The organism is Proteiniclasticum ruminis, assembly GCF_900115135.1.
Taxonomy (GTDB): Bacteria; Bacillota; Clostridia; order Clostridiales; family Clostridiaceae; genus Proteiniclasticum; species Proteiniclasticum ruminis_A.
Genome location: NZ_FOVK01000002.1, coordinates 83,950 through 104,665 on the forward strand (window position 1 = coordinate 83,950; position 20,716 = coordinate 104,665).

Below are 20,716 nucleotides of genomic sequence, written 5' to 3' on the forward strand. Positions count from 1 at the left end.
GGGTCTTTTTTATATTCAATTTATGGTTTTTCTAGTAGAATGAGGATAAGTTTCAACAGGGAAGGAGGGATCTGTCATGATCCAGAAAGTCATCAAAGAAACCATGGATCTTCTCATTGACGGAAAAGGATTCTTTCTGGAAGAGTTTCCTTCCACAGAAGAGGATCTGCAGTTTTACCTATATACCACCATCCGGAATGGATACCTGGCGGTGATTTTTTCTAGGCTCGGAGAAGAAGAGAAGAACCATCTGGCCTTTCTGAACCATGCCCGGGGGAAGAATATGCCGGTCTATATCCTGAACATCATCTTTACAGAGGATTTGCCGGTGCCGCTGAAAAATCACATACCCAACTACTCGGAAGTCTATGTCAATGGGGATGGAGAGTTTTTTGGCCATGACGATGTGTCCCTGTCCGTGCTTTCCAAGAAGAATGTCACAGTAAAAAAATTCAGCGCCAAAGCCATGAAGGCGACCTTGACCCTGGTAGGCCTCAATGTGGTGGTGTATCTTCTCACGGCTCTGGCATCAGGAAGCTTTGACATCCGCATTGATGTGCTCATCCGGTATGGGGCCAAGGTCAACGAGCTCATTGTGGAGGGGGAGCTTTACCGGCTCTTGACCTCTGCATTCCTTCATGGGGACTTCACCCATATTCTTTTCAACATGTATGCGCTGTTCGCACTTGGAAAAATAGTGGAGGAAGCCATGGGGACGTGGCGGTTTCTGCTGGTGTATTTTATCTCTGCCCTGGGCGGAGGAGTCATGAGTTTTCTCTTCACACCTAATGTTTCTGTGGGTGCATCCGGAGCCATATTTGGTCTGCTGGGAGCAGTGATGATGATGGCGCTTCTCGGAAAGTCCGGTGTGAACAGAAGAATGTTTCCAAGGATTCTTCTTCTTCTTTTCATCAATCTCTTTTCAGGATTCTCCGCCTCGTCCATCGACAACTTTGGACATATCGGCGGGCTTCTTGCGGGAATTCTCGTGTCCTTTACCATCTTGCAGTTCTTCTCTGAAAAAACAGAAGAAGACAGACCACCGTTTCTCTAATGATAAATGTTAAGTTAATTGAAATCTTTTGAGACCTGGAGCCATTTGGTTGTGGAAATTGATATAATAAGACTAAGATTTCAAAAGCGATTGAATACTTGGAAGGAGACCTTTTATGAGAGTTACATCTTTTACCACAACCATGAGTGCAGAAGATATCATGTACGATCTGAAAACCCTGGTGGAGCCTCAGGTGCCTGAGCTTACCTTTACAAAGCTCACTCTGGAGGACAATTATATTGAGGTAGCGGGCACATTCCATAAAATAGTGGATATTCCCTTTCTTGCCAGAATCCGTATTGTCAGTGTGTTCCAGAACATTATGTCTTTGCGTATTGAAAGAGTGAAAGTGCTGAAAATCGGTATACCAAAGTTCATACTCAATATGGCGTCCAAAATGGCCGCGAAAAAAGCGCTGGAGATGGGGCTTGGGTATGAGAATAAAACCATCCTGGTGAACATAGACAAAGCCCTTCAGAAAGTGCCTCATGTGCATCTGGAAGTGGATCATTTTCTCATGGAGAACGGTGTGCTTTCTCTGAGGCTGAAAGGCATAGAAGCAGATATCGAGGCCATGCAGAAAGAAGCCAATAAAGACAAGGAAGCAGAGGAAAGAAAGCAGCAGGAGATGGAAGCGGAGAAGATCCGCATCTTCAATGAGAAGCTTCAGGAGATCAGGAGAACAGAAGATTCTTACTCGGAGTTCAGAAACAAGATCATGCAGAAGGTTCCCTATGACCGGAAGAATCTTGCAAAATACGGATTCATCCTTCCGGATATGTATGCCCTTGCACTGCGGCTCATGAAAGACCAGCGGGTGACTAAGAGAGATAAAGCCATCATCGCTTTCACGTTTATGTATCCTTTGGTGCCTGTGGATTTCATCCCGAGTAAAGTGCCTGTTCTTGGAAAAGTGGATGACATTGCCATCTTCTTCTTCGGAACCAACTACATCATGAAGAAGATCCCCGTGCCAATCCTCGTGAAGCACTGGCAGGGAGATCTTGCCACACTGAAGCTTGTGAAGGACAACATAGAGACCATTCTGAACTTCACCCCGGGCAAGACCTTAAATCAGGTCTATGGCTTTGTGGATGAAAATCTAGAGAAAAGAAAACCATCATATCTGAAGGATGAGGCTTATCTTGTGGAAGCGCCCATCCCCATGGATCTGAACCCTATTTTTGATCCAGTTACAAAATAAAATTAGAAGAAGTAAAAGGGACGCGGGCCGTCCCTTTTTGTCGGAGGAAGAGTCGTGGCGAAATATTACGCAGTGATCAACGGTCATACTATTCAGGAAGGAATTCTCACCTCCTGGGATGCCTGCAAAAAAGAAGTTACAGGTGCAAAAGGAGTCATTTTCAAAAGCTTTCCTACCCAGGAAGAAGCCAGAGAATTTCTGAGACTTCATGGCAAAGAGGTGCCTTTGAAGCAGGCAGATAGAATCAAAGAAAAAAATCAGGAGAAACCAGCGGAAGTCTCTTTGGAAAGCTCTCCCATTTCGGAAGCAACCATTTACGTGGACGGGAGCTATGAGCTGTCTACGGGCCGCTATGCCTATGGCATGGTGGTGGTGGAGCAGGGGGAGGAAGTGGCCTCTTTCAAAGAAGCAAGGCAGGGAGAATACAGCGCCATGAGAAATGTCGCCGGAGAAGTTCTCGGGGCTATGAAGGCCATGAGCTATGCCAAGGAACATGGATATCAGAAGCTCATCCTTTATTTTGATTATCAGGGCATTGAAAGTTGGGCTCTGGGGACCTGGAAAAGAAACAATACGTTGACCCAGGGATATCATGAGTTTTATCAGAACATGAAGAAAGATATCACTGTAAAGTTTATGAAGGTTAAAGGTCACAGTGGAGATCGGTTCAATGACCGCGCGGATGAGCTGGCGAAAAGTGCTTTTCATTCTTGAAACTTCTAGAAATACACGGATGGGAACGAGTTGTCATTAAATAAATATAGAAAAAGGGATGGACGTGAATATCCTTGGAAGGGCCTGTGATTAGACAGGTTCCTTCTTTTTTTTACTAAATGCCTTGATCAGAGGACGGCATCCTAGAAAATTTACAAGGTGATTTATCTTAATAGTTAACTCTCACTCATTTTTTGTTGAGAAACTCCTAAAAAATATGTCACAAATGAATATTCTGGATTTTTTCTAGCGTGATTATATGTTATAATAAAAATATTAAAATTTGTTGTGGGAGAGATGTTTATGGAAGTATTATCCCTAGGGGAAAAGGTCAAAAAACGGCGAAAAGAACTGAACATGACATTGAAAGATGTGGCTGGGAATCGTGTGACACCAGGTCAGATCAGTCTTGTGGAATCCAGCAAATCCAATCCTTCCATGGATCTACTTGATTATCTTGCAGAAACACTGGACGTTTCTGTGGAGTATTTCATGGAATCAGAAAGCACACAGGCCGATAGAATCTGCAAGTATTTTGCCCAGATGGCAGAAGTGCATATCGAGCTGGAAGAACTGGACAAGGCAGCCAAATACATTGAAAAAGGGGACCGCTACATTGAGAAGTACAACCTGATTCTTCCAGAAGCGAAAAACCTTTATCTGAAAGGGATGCTGGAGATCAGAAAGAAGAACTTCACCAAAGCATTCGACTATCTTTTTCAGTGCAACATCATCTATTCCACCCACAACTTCAAAGGCTCCTATATAGACAACTTCATGCTGGTGGCAAAAACCTGCATGCAGGACGAATCTCTGCCCATGGCCATCAGCTACTTCCATAAATCGGAAGCGCTTTTTGAGGAAGGGGTGCTCACAGATGAAATCATGCTGGCGAAGGTCTATTTTTATCTGGCCATTGCCTACAAAAAGAGCGGCAATCTGGAAAAGAGCAAAGAGTACACGTTGAAATCCACTGAGAAATTCGAGATCATGTCCGACAAGAAAGCCTATGGACAGTTTCTCACCCGCCTGGCAGAGAAAAATGAGGTGGAAGGGAATTTTGAGGAAGCCTTCAAGTACTCCGCCATGTCTCTGGAGATCTTCCATGATATTCTCGGAGAAAGTGAGATGGGTGAGATTGAGCTGAACCTCGGGAAGCTTTATGAGGATTTCGAGAATTATGAAGATGCCCTGGAGCATTACCGAAAAGCAGAAACCATCTACTCAAAGGATCCGAAGAAAATCACAGAAGTCTATCTTCATCTTGCGTTATGCCTGGCCAATCTCAATCGGAAGGAAGCCACTTATGAGATGCTGCAGAGACTGGACCGCATGATCCTGGAAGAAGATTTTCTTGGCAACATTGAGCTGTACCGGGTGAAATCCAAAGTGGAGTCTCTCTTTAAAAACACAAGAGGTGCGGTGAACAATCTGATCCTCGCCCTCAATACCGCGAAGGAAAAGAAACTGAAGAAAGAAGAAGCGGAAATTATGCTCCTCATGGCCAAGTTCTATCTGGACAAAGGCAAGACAGTGGACTCCTTCAAGCTTCTTGAAAAATCCATGTCCATGATGAAAGAGGGAGAGGTGGAAGCTTAATGGAGATTTTAAGTACTGGTGAAAAGATCAGACGAGCGAGAGTACAAAAAGGAATGACCCTGAAAGCCCTCTGCGGATCGGAAATTTCCGTTTCCAAGATGAGCACCATTGAGAATGATAAAGTGCAGGCAGAGGAGTGGATCCTGGAGCTTGTGGCAAAAAGACTGGGTATTGAAAAAGAGAGCCTCAAGAAGGATCTGGTGGAAGAAGTGACGGAAGAGCTTCACCGTCTCGCCCAGAATATGTTTACGAAAAACTATGAACGGGACATCAGAAGCCTCATTAAGGTGTCAGAGGAGAATCATCTCATCTATCAGGCCTTTATCGGCAGAATTCAGCTGGTGGAACATTTCATTGAGAAGAACAAACAGGAAGAGCTCAACATAGAGGTCTCTCAGCTCTACAAGACCTACATCAATATCGTCAACCAGGAGACACAGTACCTGTACTGCATCACCATGGCGAAGTATCTGGATGTCATGAGTGAGTATGACAATGCTCTGGTGTTCCTGAATTTTCTCATGAGCCACTACTATACGCTTCCGGATCAGATCACAAAGGAGCAGCGTCTTCTCATTCCATACTATACAGTGAAATGCCACCTGTATCTGGAGGAGTTTGAAGAGGCTAAAAAATATCTGCATTATCTGGAAGAGCTTCTTACAGTCACTGAAGATGAAAGTCTCAAAGGACAGATCATGCTTTATATGTGCATGGCCAATGCAAAAGATGATCTCAAGGAATGCAGTCTGAAAATCAAAGACTTCATGGCGGATTATCCGGTTCTCCATGCAAAAGCCAAGTATATGCTGTCCATTCGTCTTCTGAACAGAGGAGAAATTGACGCTTCTTATCAGGAAATGGAAGAGGCGGTCCGTATGCTTGGACCAGAGAACATGGCTGAGAACATTGAACTGGTGCTGCATGCCATGGATACCTTTGTGACCAAGGGACATATCAAGGAAGCCTCCAAGTACATCGACCTGGTGGTGAATGCGGCCATTGAAAACCAAAATGCCCAATGCGTGGAGAAGGCCTATTATTTCAAGGGTCTCCTGCTGGCGGAAAACGGCAATTTCAACATGGCAGAAACCTATCTCAGCGTTTCCCTGGATATGCTGTTAAAGAGAGGGAAAACCCAGGAGCTTGCGAAGAGATACCATAACCTTGCTGAGGTGTATTACAAGATGGACAAGAAAGAAGAAGCCATCCGCTACTTTGCCCTCAGTATCCAAATTGAAGGACATATTTAAATAAACAAGAAGCTTCCGAGAGATTCCCTGTGAAGGGAAGGCTCCCGGAAGCTTTTTTATGAGAGATGATTCCTGAAATAAATACATTTCAGATATTGCCGGATTTCAGAATGGAGATGAGAAGCCATAAGCCGAAGAAGCCAGCCAGTGCAAACCCCAGCATACCGACAATGCTGATGCCGTTGATGTCTGGTCCCGCACCGGTTCTGATGATGAGGGCAGATGCGATGATGATGGCAGAGACAATGAGCGCAAAGACCATACGGTTCACCATCTTGTTGAAGTCCACCCATTTGTCGCTGAGATTCACAATGTCCACCTTTACTTTGCCCCGTCCACTGATGAAATTGTCTAAGATGGTCTGGATGCTGATGGGAATCTTCAGACTGTCTTTTACAAGGGTATATCCGTTGAGGGCCAGAGTATCCAGGCTGAAGTCCGGCCAGAGACTGATTTTGTGGTCTTCTTTGAGATAGTCCTTTGCGATCTCCATGATGCTGAGATCCGGTGCAAGGTCACTGAGCACCCCTTCCAGAATCAGAAGGGACTTCAGAAGGGTGGTGTATTCCTTCGGCAGTTTCAGATTATTTTTTCTTGCCGCTTCAAAAAGGTCCATGAAAAGCCTTGAGACCTGTATGTTTTTTAAACTGGACTGCAAATAGTAATGAACAATATATTCGATGTCTTCGTAGAGAACATTTTTATTCAAGGGGCCTTTCTGATCGGCCACCTCCACCACAAGATTCGTGAGAGCAGAGATGTCTTTTTTCACCATGGCCAAGAGAAGGTCATTGATGGCGTTCTGCGTTCTTTTGGATAGCGCTCCCATGATGCCAAAATCAATATAATAAATTTTTCCCTCCAGGATCAGAAGATTTCCCGGATGGGGATCTCCGTGGAAAAAACCATTGTTGAACAGCTGATAAAGATAAGACAGCACAAGCTTTTTGCCAATATCCTCCAGGTCATAGCCTTCCTTAAGGAGTGTATCCTTCTCTGTGATCTTGATGCCTTCGACTTCTTCCTGCACAATGACTCTTTTGGTGCATAGATGGTCATAGACCTTGGGAATGGCAACGCATAAAATGGAGGCGTTTTCCTTCTCAAATCTGTGAATGGCCCGCATTTCATGAAGAAAGTCCAGTTCCACCTTGGTGGTTTCCAGAATCTCCTCCAGGGCTTCCACGGGATCAAGAAGCACATCCCGCAGGGTGTTGGGGGCTGTTTCCACGATGCGTATAAGAATATGGATGTCTTCCAGGAGCCTTTCTTCGATATCGGGACGCTGCACTTTAATGATGCACCGGGTACCGTCCTTTAAGATGCCCCGATGGACCTGGGCTACAGAGGCGCAGGCCAAAGGAACTTTTTCAATGGACTGAAAGAGTTCAGTCGGATCACCAAGCTCAGTTTTCAAAATCTCCCACAGGGTTTCGTAGGGGAAAGGCGGTGCTTTGTCCTGAAGCTTTGCCAGTTCTGTGATATATTCCACCGGTAGAATGTCTGGTCTTGTGGAAAGAATCTGACCGATTTTAATAAAGGTTGGACCCAGCTCCTCAAAAACAAGCCTCAGATTCTCCGGGTCCTTTTTCAGTTTTTCACTGCCCAGTTTGGCATGGAGGATATGTCCAAAGCCATAGGTTGCAAGGACCCGGACGATCTCTCTGAACCGCTTTTTGGTATAAGGTCTTTTCTTTTCCGCCATCTGACGCACCACCTTTTGTCCGAAATGTAGCCTCTATTCTTTGGTCATAGCGTCGAGGCGCTCCTCCAGCTTTCTTACCCGCTCCTCCAAAGCCGCCAGTTCCCGTTGCCCTGCATAGTTCATGGTTTCGAGGATCTCATGCAGCTCGTCTTTCTTAACGGGAGCAGATTCATTCTCTTTCTTTTTCCGAAGCAGCTCTTCCCGGAGCTCCTTGCCTTCTTTCACACTGAGTTTTCCTTTCTCGATGAGTTCCTGCAGCATGACATCGGCTTTTTCGATGCTGATGGCAGCGGCGCCTATGGTGGAGAGCAGCAGTTTTTTCATTTCTTCCATGGGAATTCCTCCTAAAGATTGTATTTTGGAATATTCTGTTTATTCATCATTATACCGTCAGAATCTTAAAACAATGTGAAAAATATATTAAGGGTTCAAAGTTTCCAAGCCGCAAAAAAAGAACCGGCACCATCCAAAGGAGGTCCTGGTTCTTTCGTAGACAGAGTATCATTTAGCGGTCGCGGTCTTCAGGGGTGTAGGCACCACCAGATTTTTTGTAGCTGGACTGAATGTCCTCGGGCTGAGGATTCTCTTTGTACTCCACATCCTGATAGGTCTTGCTTTCGCTGTTTTTCTCGTAGCTCTTGTACGCATTGTCCTTATTTCTGTAGGTGTGGCTGTCCTGTTCTTTCCGTTCTGGCATGACAATGGCTAGGATGATGTATAAGACAAGTCCTGGGAAGCCGTCGGTGAATACACTCAGCAGAACATAGATCACTCGGAGGATGGTCACATCTACGCCAAGATAATCAGAAAATCCTGCCAGGACACCGGAGATCATCTTCCTCTCTGTATTTTTATATAATCTTTTTTCCATGATAATTTCCCCTTTCTTCTTCAATACGAATCTTCTTCTTTGTCTATGGTCCTATTATAAAAAGGATTCATTAAAAACGAATTAATAATTTCTTTTTTCTTCCTCATCTTTCAAGAGTTTCTTAAAAGGAGCTCTGAAAGGAGGAGCCTCAATGAAAGAAGAACCCATCTTACATATCGATATCGAAAGAGCCAGGGGGTTCACATATTTTTCAGAACATCCCTGGGCTTTTTTGGTACAATGAGAAAGAAGAATGTGATTGGAGTGAAGAACTTGAAACTGTATCAGAAAAATCCGGAGAAGGTTCGCTTTACGAGCCGTGTGAAAAGTGTCAGGGAGAAGGAAGACTGCGATCTTGTGACCCTGGAGGAATCCTGGTTTTATCCAGAAGGGGGCGGACAGCCTCACGATGAGGGAACCATCAATGGAAAGAAGGTTCTGGATGTGTTTGTAGAAGAAGGAGAGATGTATCATAAGCTCAGCGCTTATTCCGGACTGACACTCCATATGCCGGTGGACTGTGTCATCGAGGAGAAGGTGCGTTGGGATTACAGTGTGCAGCACACAGCCCAGCATGTGCTTACCGCGGTTCTTTCCGATCAGCATGGGGTCAATACGGTGAGCTTTCATATGGGCGCTGTCCATGCCACCATCGATACGGACCGTTCCGTCACTTGGGAGACATTGAAGGAAGTGGAAGGAAAAGTCAACGATCTCATCCGTGAGGACCTGAAAGTGCTTGCTTATTACCGGGATGCCTACAGTCTGAAAGATCTGCCCCTTCGAAAAGCAGTTTCTGTGGAAGAGGACATCCGGATCATCCAGATCGGACAGCTGGACTACTGCGGCTGCGGCGGGACACATGTGGAATCTTTAAAAGACCTGAGGCTGTTTAAAGTGATTCAGGTGGAGAACTATAAGGGTGGAAGCAGAATCTATTATAAGGCCGGAGACAGAGCCTTCAGACACCTGGACGAAGAGGAGGAGATTCTGTCGCTGCTGAAGGAAGAGCTGGAAGTGAACTTGGATGCACTGCCCTTTCATGTCAGGAGACTGAAGGAAGAGAAAGAAGAGTACAAAAAAACAGCTGAAGTTTTCAGCAGGAGACTGGCGGAAGAGATGGTGAAAGGCTACCAGGAAGATGTGGTGGTGCTGGCGCTGGAGGAAGAGGATGATTTTCTGAAAACCCTTGGTGCTGAGATGATGAAGAAAAACAAGATCGGCGTTTTTTACCGGGAGGACGGACGGGTTTTCGTCTTCACTGGAAAGAGAACCAGTGCAAAACTTCTTCTGTCGGGTCTGAAAGAAGAATTCAGATTCAGAGGCGGCGGGGGAGATACCATGGTCCAGGGCTTTATTGAACTGGCAGAAGAAAGAAAACCCTTCGTATCAAAACTCTACGATAGGCTTCTTTCCCTTGAGCTTTAATGAGTATTGTGATAAAGTATATCAGGTAAATTGAAAGACAGGTGATATCTTTGGAAGCATATTTGGATAATGCAGCCACAACGAAAATGCGTAAATCCTCTATTTTGGCGGTATCTGAAGCCATGGAGATGGTTTATGGAAATCCAAACAGTATTCATGGCATCGGGCGGAAAGCGGAGGATGTCCTGGAGAGCGCAAGAAAAAAAATAGCGGAGTCCATGGGGGCCAGGACTGAGGAAGTGGTCTTCACCTCCGGGGCAACGGAAGGAAACAACTACATTATCCGTTCCTATATAAAAGAAGGGGCGCATTTTATCACCACTGCCATGGAACATCCCAGTGTTCTCCAGGCCATGGCCTATGCAGAGAAGATGGGTGTGAAGGTGGATTATCTTAAGGTGAGCCGCTACGGCCAAATTGATCTTAGAGAGCTTCAAGAGAAGCTGACTAAAAATACAGCTCTGGTCTCCATCATGATGGTGAACAATGAGATGGGGGCGTATCATGATCCCAAAGAAATCTCCAAGGTCATCCGGGAAAAGTCTTCAAGAGCCAAGTTCCATGTGGACGCTGTCCAGGGATTCATGAAGTATCCTGTGGATGTCCGTGAATTTGATGTGGATTATCTGACAGTTTCCTCCCATAAGGTCCATGGACCCAAAGGAGTAGGGGCAGTATTTGTGAAAAAAGGCCAGAAACCCCAGGGGCTTCTTCTTGGGGGAGAACAGGAACGGGGATTTCGGGCCGGAACGGTAAATGTGCCGGGTGTGGTGGGTTTTTCTGAAGCGCTGAAAACAAAAGACGCCATTCTCTCAGATTTTGTAAGGGTGCAGAATCTGAAGGAGGAAATGGTGAAAGAGCTTTCATCGGTGGATGGAATCCTGTTCAATTCCCAGAAGGACCTGAGTTCTCCTTATATCCTTGGGATTTCCATTCCAGGAATGCGTGGTGAAGTGACTCTTCACTATCTCAGCGATCAGGGCGTGTATGTGTCCACAGGATCTGCCTGCACTGCCAAAGACACCAAGGACTCCCATGTGCTTCTGGCCATGGGGATGAAGAAAAAAGAAATTCAGGGAAGCATCCGTCTGAGTTTTGAGGAAGAGACCTCCCTGGAGGAGATCCGCTATGGAGCGGAGAAAATACGGGATGCAGTGAAATTTCTGAGGAGGCCATAATCGTGGAGTTACTACTGATCAAATATGCATCTGAAATCTTTTTGAAGGGACAGAACCGTGGAAGATTTGAGAAGAAATTAAAAGAAAATATCAAGAATGTTTTAAAAGGTGAAGAGTATACTTTTAAGACAGACCAGAACAGATGGTTCATCGAGACAGAGAACCTTTCTTCTGTGAAGGAGAAGGTGAAGAAGGTCTTTGGTGTATATGAAGTCTGCGTGGTGAAGAAGACGGAAAGAGACATTGAGAAGATCAAAGAAGCAGCCCTTTCCATCATGCTGGAAAAAGCTTCTGGCACAACTTTTAAAGTCATCACCAAGAGGGCGGACAAGAAGTTTCCAATGAATTCCATGGAGTTTTCAGGTCTTCTGGGTGCGCATATCTTAAGAAATACAGAAGGAATCACCGTGGACATCAAGCATCCGGATTTTCCACTGGAAGTGGAGATCCGTGAAGAAGCGTATATCTATGTGTCCAAGGAAAAAGCCATCGGCGGTATGCCCTATGGCATCAACGGCAGCACCATGCTGATGCTTTCAGGCGGAATTGACTCTCCTGTGGCAGGATTCCTCATGGCCAAAAGAGGCATAGAGATCCACAGTGTGTATTACCACAGCCATCCCTACACCTCGGAAAGAGCGAAAGACAAGGTGAAGGAGCTGGCCTCCATTCTGGCGGGATACACTGGCAAGATGTATCTCCATGTGATGCCTTTCACTGAGATTCAGATGGAAATCATGGATAAGTGTCCGGAGAATGAGCTGACCATCATTATGAGGAGATTCATGATGAAGTGTGCCTGTGCTCTGGCAGACAAATACAACATCCAGAGCGTCACCACCGGGGAGAGCATCGGGCAGGTGGCTTCCCAGACCATGGAAGCCCTGGTGGTTTCGGATGATGCAGGAGACCGTCCTGTCTTCAGACCTCTGGTGGCCATGGACAAAGTGGATATCATGGAGATCTCCGAGTGGATCGGCACCTATGAAACCTCTATTCTCCCTTACGAGGACTGCTGCACAATTTTTGTGCCGAAGCACCCTGTGACCAAGCCCAAACTGAAGTATATTCTGGAACACGAGAAAGCCCTGGACAGTGATGCGCTCGTTGCCCGTGCGGTGGAAGGAACGGAGGTATTTGAGCTTTGATGGAGGATCTACTGAAAGACGGCTATGACTACGAAGACTACACGGAGAATTTTCAAGAGGAAGAGAAGAAGTCCTGCTGCAAAGACAGGAAAGACGGGAGCAAAGGCGGCTGCGGCTGTGGCCAAGGCGGCATTCTGATCAAGAAATAAGGAGCAAGAGGAATGGCAAAGACAAGCATTTTCAGCAGCAAATATCACAAAAGACAGAAACGGAAAAAGTTCATCAGAAGGACAGCGCTTCTGGTGCTGATTCTTGCAGCGCTGTTCCTTTTGTTCAGAACACCCCTCACCAATATGGTGGAGCGGGTTCGGCAGAATATCGCTGAAGAAGAGAAACAAAGAGAAGAGATTCTGGAGCAGGTTCCCACTCCGGTGGAAACTCCAGCAGAGGAGGAACCTGAAGAGCCAGCGGAACCGGAGCCTGTGTATGTGACGGTGACCCTGCCTGGGGGAGAGATGTTTTCGGCTGAGATCATCGAAGAGAACGGAGAAAAGCTTTTTGAGGAGCTGGATGGAACCATTTCCCTGGAGGCGGATCTTTCACCTTCCAGAAAAATGCTGGTGGTACTGGAAGAATCCACCCAAGACCTCTATCTGGTGGACACAGAAGGCGCTGTCACAGACATCACCTACAGAACCTATAAGAACACCAGAGGATATACGGCATCCAAAGAGAGTATCCTCGAGCAGATTCCTGGTTTTGACTGGGCAAGCCAGCCGAAATTCCTGGATGAGGATACGGTGGTCTACATGTCTCAGCTCCCCTGGTTTGATGAGAGAAGATTCCTCTATATTGTGGAACTGAATCCCTTATCTCATCGAAACTTCCAAAGAGTAGGGGGCACCGATGTGGAGCTTCTGGAAAGAACAGAGAATGGGCTGAAGTTCAGAATCAAAGAAGTGGAAGAAGTGCTGACGCCTGATTATAAAGTAGTGAGTCCATAAGAAAGAGGGGCAGTAGAAGAATTGTTCTTTTGCCTCTTTTTCATCGGATAATAAAGCGAGTGAAGTGAAGTGATGAACCTTTGGAAATAGGAATATCCACAGCGATTTTCTACCCCGAAGAACGAACAGAGGATGCGGTGAGACTTCTTGCCAGGGAAGGGTTCCGGGTCATGGAAGTTTTTGCCAACAGTTTTTTTGAATTCACAAAGGACTATGGTGAAACTCTTCGGGAGATTGCTGATGAAGAAAATGTCCGGATCAACTCCATACATACCGTGAGTTCTGCCTTTGAGCCGTACCTCTTTGATGCCTATGAGCGGAGACGGGATGATTTTTTCAGAATTTATCAGGATTTTCTTGATTTTGGCCAAAGAGTAGGAGCAAAGGTCTATACCTTCCATGGCCTGATCAAGAAACCACATCCGAAGATGACCTTTGACGATGTGGTCTATGTCTATGAGAAGATGGTCTATGAAGCGGGGCTTCGGGGCATTTCCCTGGCTCAGGAGAATGTATCCTGGTGCCTGTCGGGGAATCTGGAGTACCTGAAGAGGCTCAAGGAGCGTGTGAAGGGCCCCTTGAAGTTTACCCTGGATGTGAAGCAGGCGGTGAAAGCAGGGCGCAGTCCCTATGAGTATCTGGAGATCTATGGAGAGGACCTGGCGAACCTGCATCTGAATGACCACGACGAGAACAGTCCCTGTCTATTACCTGGAGATGGACATTTTGATTTCAGATCCCTTCGAAACAAAGTGGAAGAACTGGGCTACAAGGGTCCTGGAATCATTGAAGTGTATCGGGAGAATTATACCAGCATCAAGGACTTGTCAAAAAGTAAAGCGGATCTTGAAAGAATACTTTCAGAATCATTGAAATAGAGAAGTTTTTCCATTATAATATTATAAGTTTGAAATGAAACCCTTCGGGGTATAGGAGGATATTAATACGATGAACGTAACAGTTGAAAAGTTAGATGCTAAAAAGGTGAAACTGGAAGTGACCCTCGAGGCTGCAAAGCTTACCGAAGCCATCCAGAAGTCCTACAAGAAGAATGTGAAGAACCTGAATGTTCAGGGATTCAGAAAAGGAAAGGCTCCACTGGCGCTGATCAAGCAGTTCTATGGTGTGGAGGTTCTTTTTGATGATGCCACAGATTTCCTTCTGAACGAAAGCTATCCAAAGGCACTGGCTGAAGCGGATGTGAAGGCCATTGACTATCCACAGATCGACATCAAGCAGATGGAAGAAGGCAAGGAATTCATCTACACTGCAGAAGTGGAAGTATATCCAGAGTTTGACCTTCCTGAATACAAGGGTCTTGCAGTTGAAAAGCCAGTATACGTTGTAACAGAGAACGAAGTGGACCATGAACTGGAGCACCTGGTAGAAAGAAACGGAAGAATCGAATCCAAGGGTGAAGGCGCTGTGGTTGAAATGGATGACATCGCTGTGATCAACTTTGACGGTAAAGTGGATGGCGTGCAGTTTGAAGGCGGACAGGGTGAAAACTTTGAACTGACCATCGGTGCAAAGATGTTCATCGGAGACTTTGAAGATCAGCTCATCGGTCTGAAGGCTGGAGACAAGAAGGTTGTTAAGGTTACCTTCCCAGAAGACTATCAGGCAGAAGAAGTAAAGGGCAAGGATGCAGAGTTTGATGTGGAAATCCTGGACATCAAGTCCAAGGAATACCCAGAAGTGGACGATGAGTTCGCATCAGAAGTATCTGAGTTTGAAACTCTGGAAGAGCTGAAGGCAAGCATCCGTGAAGGACTTACCCAGGATGCGGAAAACAGAGGAAAGAACGAACTGAACTCCAACCTCATCAAGGCACTGGCTGAAAAGGCTGAAATTGATGTGCCAAATGCCATGGTGGAAACCAGCATTGACAGAATGGTAAGAGATTTCGAACAGAGAATCCAGCAACAAGGCATCTCCATGGATATGTATCTTCAGATGACTGGTCAGGATAAGACCACAATCCGTGATATGTTCAGAGACAATGCCATGAACGTTGTGAAGAATGACCTGCTCATCGAAGCCATCATGGAAAAGGAAGGCATCACAGCCACAGAAGAAGAGCTTGTAGCAAAGGCGGAAGAAATCGCTAAGATGTACGGCGCTCAGATGGAAGAGCTGAAGGAAATGCTTCTAAACAGCAACAAGAAAGAACTGGAAATGGAAGTGACCACAGCGAAGGTGTTTGCCCTCTTAGAAGAGCATGCTGTTCTTACTGAAGTGGAAAAGAGCACAGCCCATAACCACGGACACGACCACGAGGACCATGACCACGAAGGGCATGACCACGAATAAGAAGAAGACTGGATGGGGTACTTTAATCTATAAATAAAGCGCCCATGAATCTACGGTAGATAATAGAAGACGCATTGCCAGGGAAAATCTTCTCTGGCAATGATTCTTTCTGGAGAAAAGCAAAATCTCTCTTTTCTTTTTCAGTGACGTGTTGTAGAATTAGAGATACAATTAAATTGTTTCAAATTAATTAATTTTGTATTTAAGTTGATTTTAATGGATTTTTTGTATGCTACAATAACAATAGAAGAAAATGAATGTATAAATTGGAGGGAATGAAATGAGTTTAGTACCAATGGTAGTAGAACAAACCAATAGAGGAGAAAGATCCTACGATATTTTCTCAAGACTGTTAAAGGACAGAATCATCATGCTGTCAGGAGAAATCAATGATGTCACTGCAAACCTTGTGGTGGCGCAGCTTCTTTTCCTGGAGAGTGAAGATCCGGACAAGGACATTTATCTGTACATCAACAGCCCAGGAGGATCCATCACTTCCGGTATGGCGATTTTTGACACCATGAACTACATCAAACCGGATGTGGCCACCATCTGTGTTGGAATGGCAGCATCCATGGGTGCATTCCTGCTCACTGCAGGAGCCAAAGGAAAGCGTTTTGCACTGCCAAACAGTGAGATCATGATCCATCAGCCTTTGGGCGGATATCAGGGTCAGGCTACAGACATCGAAATCCATGCAAGAAGAATTCTTCAGATCAAGGATAAGATGAACAGAATCATGTCAGAGAAGACAGGACAGCCTTTGGAGGTCATTAAGAACGACGTGGAAAGAGACAATTTCATGGGAGCAGAAGCTGCCATCGCATATGGTCTCATCGACAGCATCCTGGAAAAGCACGCAGCCAATAAAGAATAGTGCTTTTTGCCGGGAAATGGTAGAATAGGGTAAGAACAGCCCATGATAAAGCGCCCATTGTATTTTGTAGATGCGTGAGACAAAGATATGGGACAGGTTTCCGGATGTTTTTCGGAAGTCTCCGGGAAGAGAATTCTTTCTGGTATGTTCAAGCTTAAAGAGGTGAAATCATATGGCAAAATTTGAAGATAAAAATCTACTGAAATGTTCTTTCTGCGGAAAGAGCCAGGATCAGGTGAAAAGACTCATCGCTGGACCTGGTGTATATATCTGTGATGAATGTATCGAGCTGTGCTCCGAGATCGTTCAGGAAGAGCTGACAGAAAAAAATGAAATGGACTTTACAAAAGTCCCAAAGCCCCATGAAATCAAGGCGCATCTGGACCAGTATGTCATTGGTCAGGATGATGCCAAGAAATCCATGGCTGTGGCGGTGTATAACCACTACAAAAGAATCAACTATCCGAAGAAGAGTGATGTGGAGCTTTCCAAGTCCAATATTCTCCTTCTCGGACCTACGGGGTCCGGTAAGACTCTTCTGGCCCAGACCCTGGCAAGGTTCCTGGAAGTGCCTTTCGCCATCGCGGATGCAACGACCCTGACAGAAGCCGGATATGTGGGTGAGGATGTGGAGAACATTCTTTTAAAGCTCATCCAGAATGCGGACTATGATGTGGAAAAGGCAGAGCGTGGTATCGTCTATATTGATGAGATTGACAAGATTGCCAGAAAATCCGAGAATCCGTCTATCACCCGTGATGTGTCCGGAGAAGGGGTTCAGCAGGCTCTTTTGAAGATTCTGGAAGGTACTGTTGCTTCTGTGCCACCCCAGGGTGGACGTAAGCATCCTCATCAGGAGCTTCTGCAGATCAATACCACCAATATTCTTTTCATCGTCGGCGGTGCCTTTGACGGCATCGACAAGATCATTGAAAAGAGAACCCAGAAATCCTCCATTGGTTTCGGTGCAGAGATACAGTCCAAGCATGAGAAAAATGTTGGACAGCTTTTGAAGGACATTCTCCCTGGAGACCTTCTGAAGTTTGGACTTATCCCTGAGTTTGTGGGCAGAGTGCCCATCGTGGTAACCCTGAACAGCTTGGATAAGGAAGCGCTCGTAGAGATTCTTCTGAAGCCAAAGAACTCCCTGGTGAAGCAGTATCAGAAGCTGTTTGAGATGGACCAGGTGAAGCTTGAGTTTACAGAGGCTTCTCTTCTTGCCATCGCAGAAGAAGCCATTAAGAGAAATACAGGAGCCAGAGGTCTTCGTTCCATTCTGGAAGACATCATGAAAGAAGTGATGTTTGATGTGCCTTCCGATGAGACCATCGAAAAGGTAGTGATCCATGGAGACACCATCAAGACAAAAGCTCCAGAAATCATCTACCGTAAGGAAACGGAAGAAACAGCATAAGTAAGTGGACAGACCGAAAGGTTTGTCCATTTTTGAGAGAGAGGTAATTTATTATGGCAAGAAAGAGAAGAACTCTTCCAATGATTCCCCTGCGTGGAATCACCATATTTCCCTATATGGTCCTGCATTTTGATGTGGGCAGAGAAAAATCCATTGCATCTTTAGACGAGGCGATGATGAAAGATCAGGAGATTTTCCTGGTTCCTCAAAAAGAGAGTAAATTGGAGAATCCTGCCAAGGAGGATCTGTTATCCATCGGTACCCTCTGTGTCATCCGTCAGCTCTTGAAGCTTCCCGGCAATACCGTGAGGGTTCTTGTGGAGGGGATTTCCCGTGGCAGACTGGTGACCCTGAAAGAGGAGCCTTTTTACAAAGCAACCATCGAAATTCTGGAAGAAACGGCAAAAGAGCCTTCCAGTGTTGAGGAGGAAGCCTTGGTAAGAAGTGTCAAGGAAAGCCTCCATGCCTATGTGAGACACACAGGATATATGCCGCAGGAAGCGGTGATGTCCCTGGATGATATCGTGGAGCCTGGACGGTTTGCGGACACTGTAGCTTCCTACCTGATGCTGAAACCAGAAGACAAGCAAAGCCTTCTGCTGGCCCTGGATGTCACAGAGCGTCTGGAGAAGCTTCTGGTTATTGTCAACAAGGAACTGGAGATTGCAAAAATTGAAAAGAAAATTGGCACCAAAGTAAAGAGCAATATCGATAAGGTGCAGAAAGAGTATTATCTGCGTGAACAGCTGAAAGCCATTCAGGATGAGCTGGGAGAGTATGATGAGGATGCCAAGGAATACTTTGCCTACAAGGACAAGATTGAAAAAGCCAAAATGCCCAAAGAAGCCAAAGAGAAAGCCCTCTATGAGCTGGACCGCCTGAGAAACTCCGGCAGCTACAGCCAGGAAGGCGGCATCATCAAGACCTATCTTGACTGGCTCATCAGTTTGCCCTGGAAGAAAGAGACCAAGGATAATCTGGATATCGTAAAGGCAAGAGAGATTCTGGAAGCGGACCATTATGGGCTGAAGGATGTGAAGGACCGCATCATTGAGTATCTGGCGGTGAAAAATACGGCTCAGACCCTGAAAGGACCGATCCTTTGCCTCGTGGGCCCACCTGGAGTGGGAAAAACATCCATCGCCAAATCTGTGGCAAGAGCAGTGAACAGAAACTTTGTCCGCATGTCCCTTGGCGGAGTCCGGGATGAAGCGGAAATCAGAGGACATAGAAGAACCTATGTGGGCAGTATTCCAGGACGGATCATCTATGGCATGCGCCAGGCCAAGAGCAAGAATCCACTCTTCCTTTTGGATGAGATTGATAAAATGGCCAACGATTTTAGAGGAGACCCAGCGGATGCTCTGCTGGAAGTGCTGGATGCGGAGCAGAACGGTACTTTCCGTGACCACTATCTGGAAGTGGAGATGGATCTTTCCAAGGTGATGTTCATCACCACAGCCAATACACTGGACACCATTCCAAGACCGCTTCTGGACAGAATGGAAGTCATTGAGATCAACGGCTACACCTATGAGGAGAAGCTGAACATCGCAAGGCGTCATCTGCTTCCAAAGGTGCTGAAAGAGCATAATCTCACAGAAGACCAGCTGAAGATTTCAGACAACGCTCTGAAGTTCATCATTGAAGGTTATACAGTGGAATCTGGCGTGAGAACTCTGGAAAGAACACTGGCATCTTTAACAAGAAAGTCTGTGGCTTACATGCTGGAAAAGAAAAAGGATGCGGTGAGCTTAACACCCCAGATGGTGGAAAAATTCTTGGGTCATCCCAAGCACATGTATGACAGAGCAGAAAAAGAAGACCGCGTAGGTGTTGTCACAGGCCTCGCCTGGACCATGTTCGGCGGAGACATTCTGCCCATAGAGGTCACTGTCATGGAAGGAACAGGAAAGCTGGAACTCACAGGCCAGCTGGGAGATGTGATGAAAGAGTCTGCGAAAGCTGCTTATTCCTACATCCGTGCCCATAGGGAAGAGCTTGGCATTGAATCCAAGTTCTACAAGGATCAGGACATCCATATCCATGTGCCTGAAGGAGCGGTTCCTAAAGACGGTCCATCCGCAGGCATCACCATGACCACCGCCCTGACCTCAGCCCTGACCGGAAAGAAAGCAAAGCATAATGTTGCCATGACCGGCGAAGTGACTTTGACGGGCAGAGTGCTTCCCATCGGCGGGCTGAAAGAGAAGTCTCTGGCTGCTGCAAGAGCAGGCATTGACACCATCATCATCCCAGATAAGAACAAGTTCGACCTGGAGAAGCTGCCTTCCTCCATTTTGTCCAAGCTCACCTTTATACCGGTGAAGACGGTGGATGAAGTGCTGGAGAAAGCCCTCCTTAAAGGAGAAAACTCATGATTAGAATCAAGAATGCGGAGTTTATCACCTCAGCGGTGAAGCAGAACCAGTATCCGGAATCAGTGCATCCGGAGGTGGCCTTTGTGGGGCGTTCCAATGTTGGAAAGTCCACCATCATCAATGCGCTGACCAACAGAAGAAAGCTGGCGAAGGTGTCCAATACTCCTGGACGAACAAGGCTTGTGAACTTTTTTCTGATCAATGGACAGGCCATGCTGGTGGATCTTCCGGGCTATGGCTATGCAAAAATCTCCAAATCAGACAAAGCCGCCTGGGGGAAAATCATTGAGGACTATATTGTGAACAGTCCGAATCTCAAGAGGTTTGTGCTTCTTGTGGATTCCAGGCACAAACCCACCCAGGATGACATCGCCATGATGGATTATCTCAGATATTATGAGAAAGATGTGGTGGTCATTGGCACCAAGCTGGACAAGCTGAAAAGAAATGACATAAAAAAGAGTGAGAAGCTCATCAGAGAAACCCTTCAGATGGAGAAAGAAGAGCCTCTTTATCTCTACTCCTCCACCTCGAAAGAAAATCTGCAGCAAGTCATAGATCTGGTGTTCAAGGATCTTTTGCCAGAAGAAGCATAAAAAAAGAATCAGCACCTATAATAATGCTGATACGAGA

The 20,716-nt window shown here is 46.0% G+C and carries 19 protein-coding genes; 16 read left to right on the forward strand and 3 right to left on the reverse strand.

Translation table 11 applies throughout. From position 1 onward, the window contains the following. Positions 1 to 76 precede the first annotated feature (76 nt). The 5 genes from BM243_RS05070 (at position 77) to BM243_RS05090 (ending at position 5,824) form a co-directional block, all read left to right on the forward strand. The gene (locus tag BM243_RS05070; RefSeq protein WP_074911084.1) at positions 77 to 1,054 is read left to right on the forward strand and encodes a rhomboid family intramembrane serine protease; all 978 of its coding nucleotides are present in this window, start codon (positions 77 to 79) and stop codon (positions 1,052 to 1,054) included. Positions 1,055 to 1,169: 115 nt separating this feature from the next. Further along, positions 1,170 to 2,258 (forward strand): YkvA family protein, encoded by a 1,089-nt coding sequence (locus tag BM243_RS05075; RefSeq protein WP_074911085.1) that lies wholly within the window; start codon positions 1,170 to 1,172, stop codon positions 2,256 to 2,258. Between the two features lie 54 nt (positions 2,259 to 2,312). After that, positions 2,313 to 2,972 carry a ribonuclease H1 domain-containing protein gene (locus BM243_RS05080; protein ID WP_074911087.1) on the forward strand — a complete coding sequence of 220 codons (660 nt, stop codon included), beginning with the start codon at positions 2,313 to 2,315 and terminating at the stop codon, positions 2,970 to 2,972. Between the two features lie 303 nt (positions 2,973 to 3,275). Beyond that, positions 3,276 to 4,571 (forward strand): helix-turn-helix domain-containing protein, encoded by a 1,296-nt coding sequence (locus tag BM243_RS05085; RefSeq protein WP_074911088.1) that lies wholly within the window; start codon positions 3,276 to 3,278, stop codon positions 4,569 to 4,571. Then, on the forward strand, positions 4,571 to 5,824 hold the full coding sequence (locus BM243_RS05090) for a helix-turn-helix transcriptional regulator (RefSeq protein WP_074911089.1): 1,254 nt from the start codon (positions 4,571 to 4,573) through the stop codon (positions 5,822 to 5,824). The genes BM243_RS05085 and BM243_RS05090 overlap by 1 nt, the downstream gene beginning before the upstream one ends. An 88-nt stretch (positions 5,825 to 5,912) precedes the next feature. On the opposite strand, the gene BM243_RS05095 is transcribed toward BM243_RS05090, so the two are convergent. From BM243_RS05095 to BM243_RS05105, 3 genes are all read right to left on the reverse strand, one after another. Beyond that, the gene (locus tag BM243_RS05095) at positions 5,913 to 7,529 is read right to left on the reverse strand and encodes an ABC1 kinase family protein (protein ID WP_074911091.1); all 1,617 of its coding nucleotides are present in this window, start codon (positions 7,527 to 7,529) and stop codon (positions 5,913 to 5,915) included. Positions 7,530 to 7,562: 33 nt separating this feature from the next. Next, positions 7,563 to 7,862, reverse strand: a complete 300-nt coding sequence (locus BM243_RS05100; RefSeq protein ID WP_074911092.1) for a phasin family protein — start codon at positions 7,860 to 7,862, stop codon at positions 7,563 to 7,565. Between the two features lie 172 nt (positions 7,863 to 8,034). Continuing rightward, positions 8,035 to 8,400 (reverse strand): PspC domain-containing protein, encoded by a 366-nt coding sequence (locus tag BM243_RS05105; RefSeq protein ID WP_074911524.1) that lies wholly within the window; start codon positions 8,398 to 8,400, stop codon positions 8,035 to 8,037. Between the two features lie 273 nt (positions 8,401 to 8,673). Between BM243_RS05105 and BM243_RS05110 the strand changes: the two genes are divergently transcribed. The 11 genes from BM243_RS05110 to yihA all read left to right on the forward strand — a co-directional run bounded on the left by BM243_RS05110 (position 8,674) and on the right by yihA (position 20,679). Next, entirely contained in the window at positions 8,674 to 9,828 is a 1,155-nt protein-coding gene (locus BM243_RS05110; protein WP_177213462.1) for an alanyl-tRNA editing protein, read from the forward strand. A gap of 50 nt (positions 9,829 to 9,878) precedes the next feature. Continuing rightward, complete coding sequence (locus tag BM243_RS05115) at positions 9,879 to 11,006, forward strand: cysteine desulfurase family protein (RefSeq protein ID WP_074911096.1); 1,128 nt, start codon at positions 9,879 to 9,881, stop codon at positions 11,004 to 11,006. Further along, the gene (gene thiI / locus BM243_RS05120) at positions 11,006 to 12,154 is read left to right on the forward strand and encodes a tRNA uracil 4-sulfurtransferase ThiI (RefSeq protein WP_074911097.1); all 1,149 of its coding nucleotides are present in this window, start codon (positions 11,006 to 11,008) and stop codon (positions 12,152 to 12,154) included. Before BM243_RS05115 ends, thiI begins: the two co-directional genes overlap by 1 nt. Next, positions 12,151 to 12,303, forward strand: a complete 153-nt coding sequence (locus tag BM243_RS15215) for a hypothetical protein (protein ID WP_177213463.1) — start codon at positions 12,151 to 12,153, stop codon at positions 12,301 to 12,303. Before thiI ends, BM243_RS15215 begins: the two co-directional genes overlap by 4 nt. A gap of 12 nt (positions 12,304 to 12,315) precedes the next feature. Next, entirely contained in the window at positions 12,316 to 13,098 is a 783-nt protein-coding gene (locus BM243_RS05125) for a hypothetical protein (protein WP_074911099.1), read from the forward strand. An 80-nt stretch (positions 13,099 to 13,178) separates the two neighbouring features. Then, on the forward strand, positions 13,179 to 13,976 hold the full coding sequence (locus BM243_RS05130; RefSeq protein WP_074911100.1) for a sugar phosphate isomerase/epimerase family protein: 798 nt from the start codon (positions 13,179 to 13,181) through the stop codon (positions 13,974 to 13,976). A 70-nt stretch (positions 13,977 to 14,046) separates the two neighbouring features. Then, entirely contained in the window at positions 14,047 to 15,411 is a 1,365-nt protein-coding gene (gene tig, locus BM243_RS05135; RefSeq protein WP_074911101.1) for a trigger factor, read from the forward strand. A 280-nt stretch (positions 15,412 to 15,691) separates the two neighbouring features. Further along, complete coding sequence (clpP, locus tag BM243_RS05140; RefSeq protein WP_074911103.1) at positions 15,692 to 16,288, forward strand: ATP-dependent Clp endopeptidase proteolytic subunit ClpP; 597 nt, start codon at positions 15,692 to 15,694, stop codon at positions 16,286 to 16,288. A gap of 172 nt (positions 16,289 to 16,460) precedes the next feature. Continuing rightward, a complete protein-coding gene (gene clpX / locus BM243_RS05145) occupies positions 16,461 to 17,702 on the forward strand; it encodes an ATP-dependent Clp protease ATP-binding subunit ClpX (protein ID WP_051651614.1) in 1,242 nt (413 codons plus the stop codon). Between the two features lie 53 nt (positions 17,703 to 17,755). After that, the gene (gene lon, locus BM243_RS05150; protein ID WP_074911105.1) at positions 17,756 to 20,083 is read left to right on the forward strand and encodes an endopeptidase La; all 2,328 of its coding nucleotides are present in this window, start codon (positions 17,756 to 17,758) and stop codon (positions 20,081 to 20,083) included. Further along, the gene (gene yihA, locus BM243_RS05155) at positions 20,083 to 20,679 is read left to right on the forward strand and encodes a ribosome biogenesis GTP-binding protein YihA/YsxC (protein ID WP_074911526.1); all 597 of its coding nucleotides are present in this window, start codon (positions 20,083 to 20,085) and stop codon (positions 20,677 to 20,679) included. The genes lon and yihA overlap by 1 nt, the downstream gene beginning before the upstream one ends. Positions 20,680 to 20,716 lie beyond the last annotated feature (37 nt).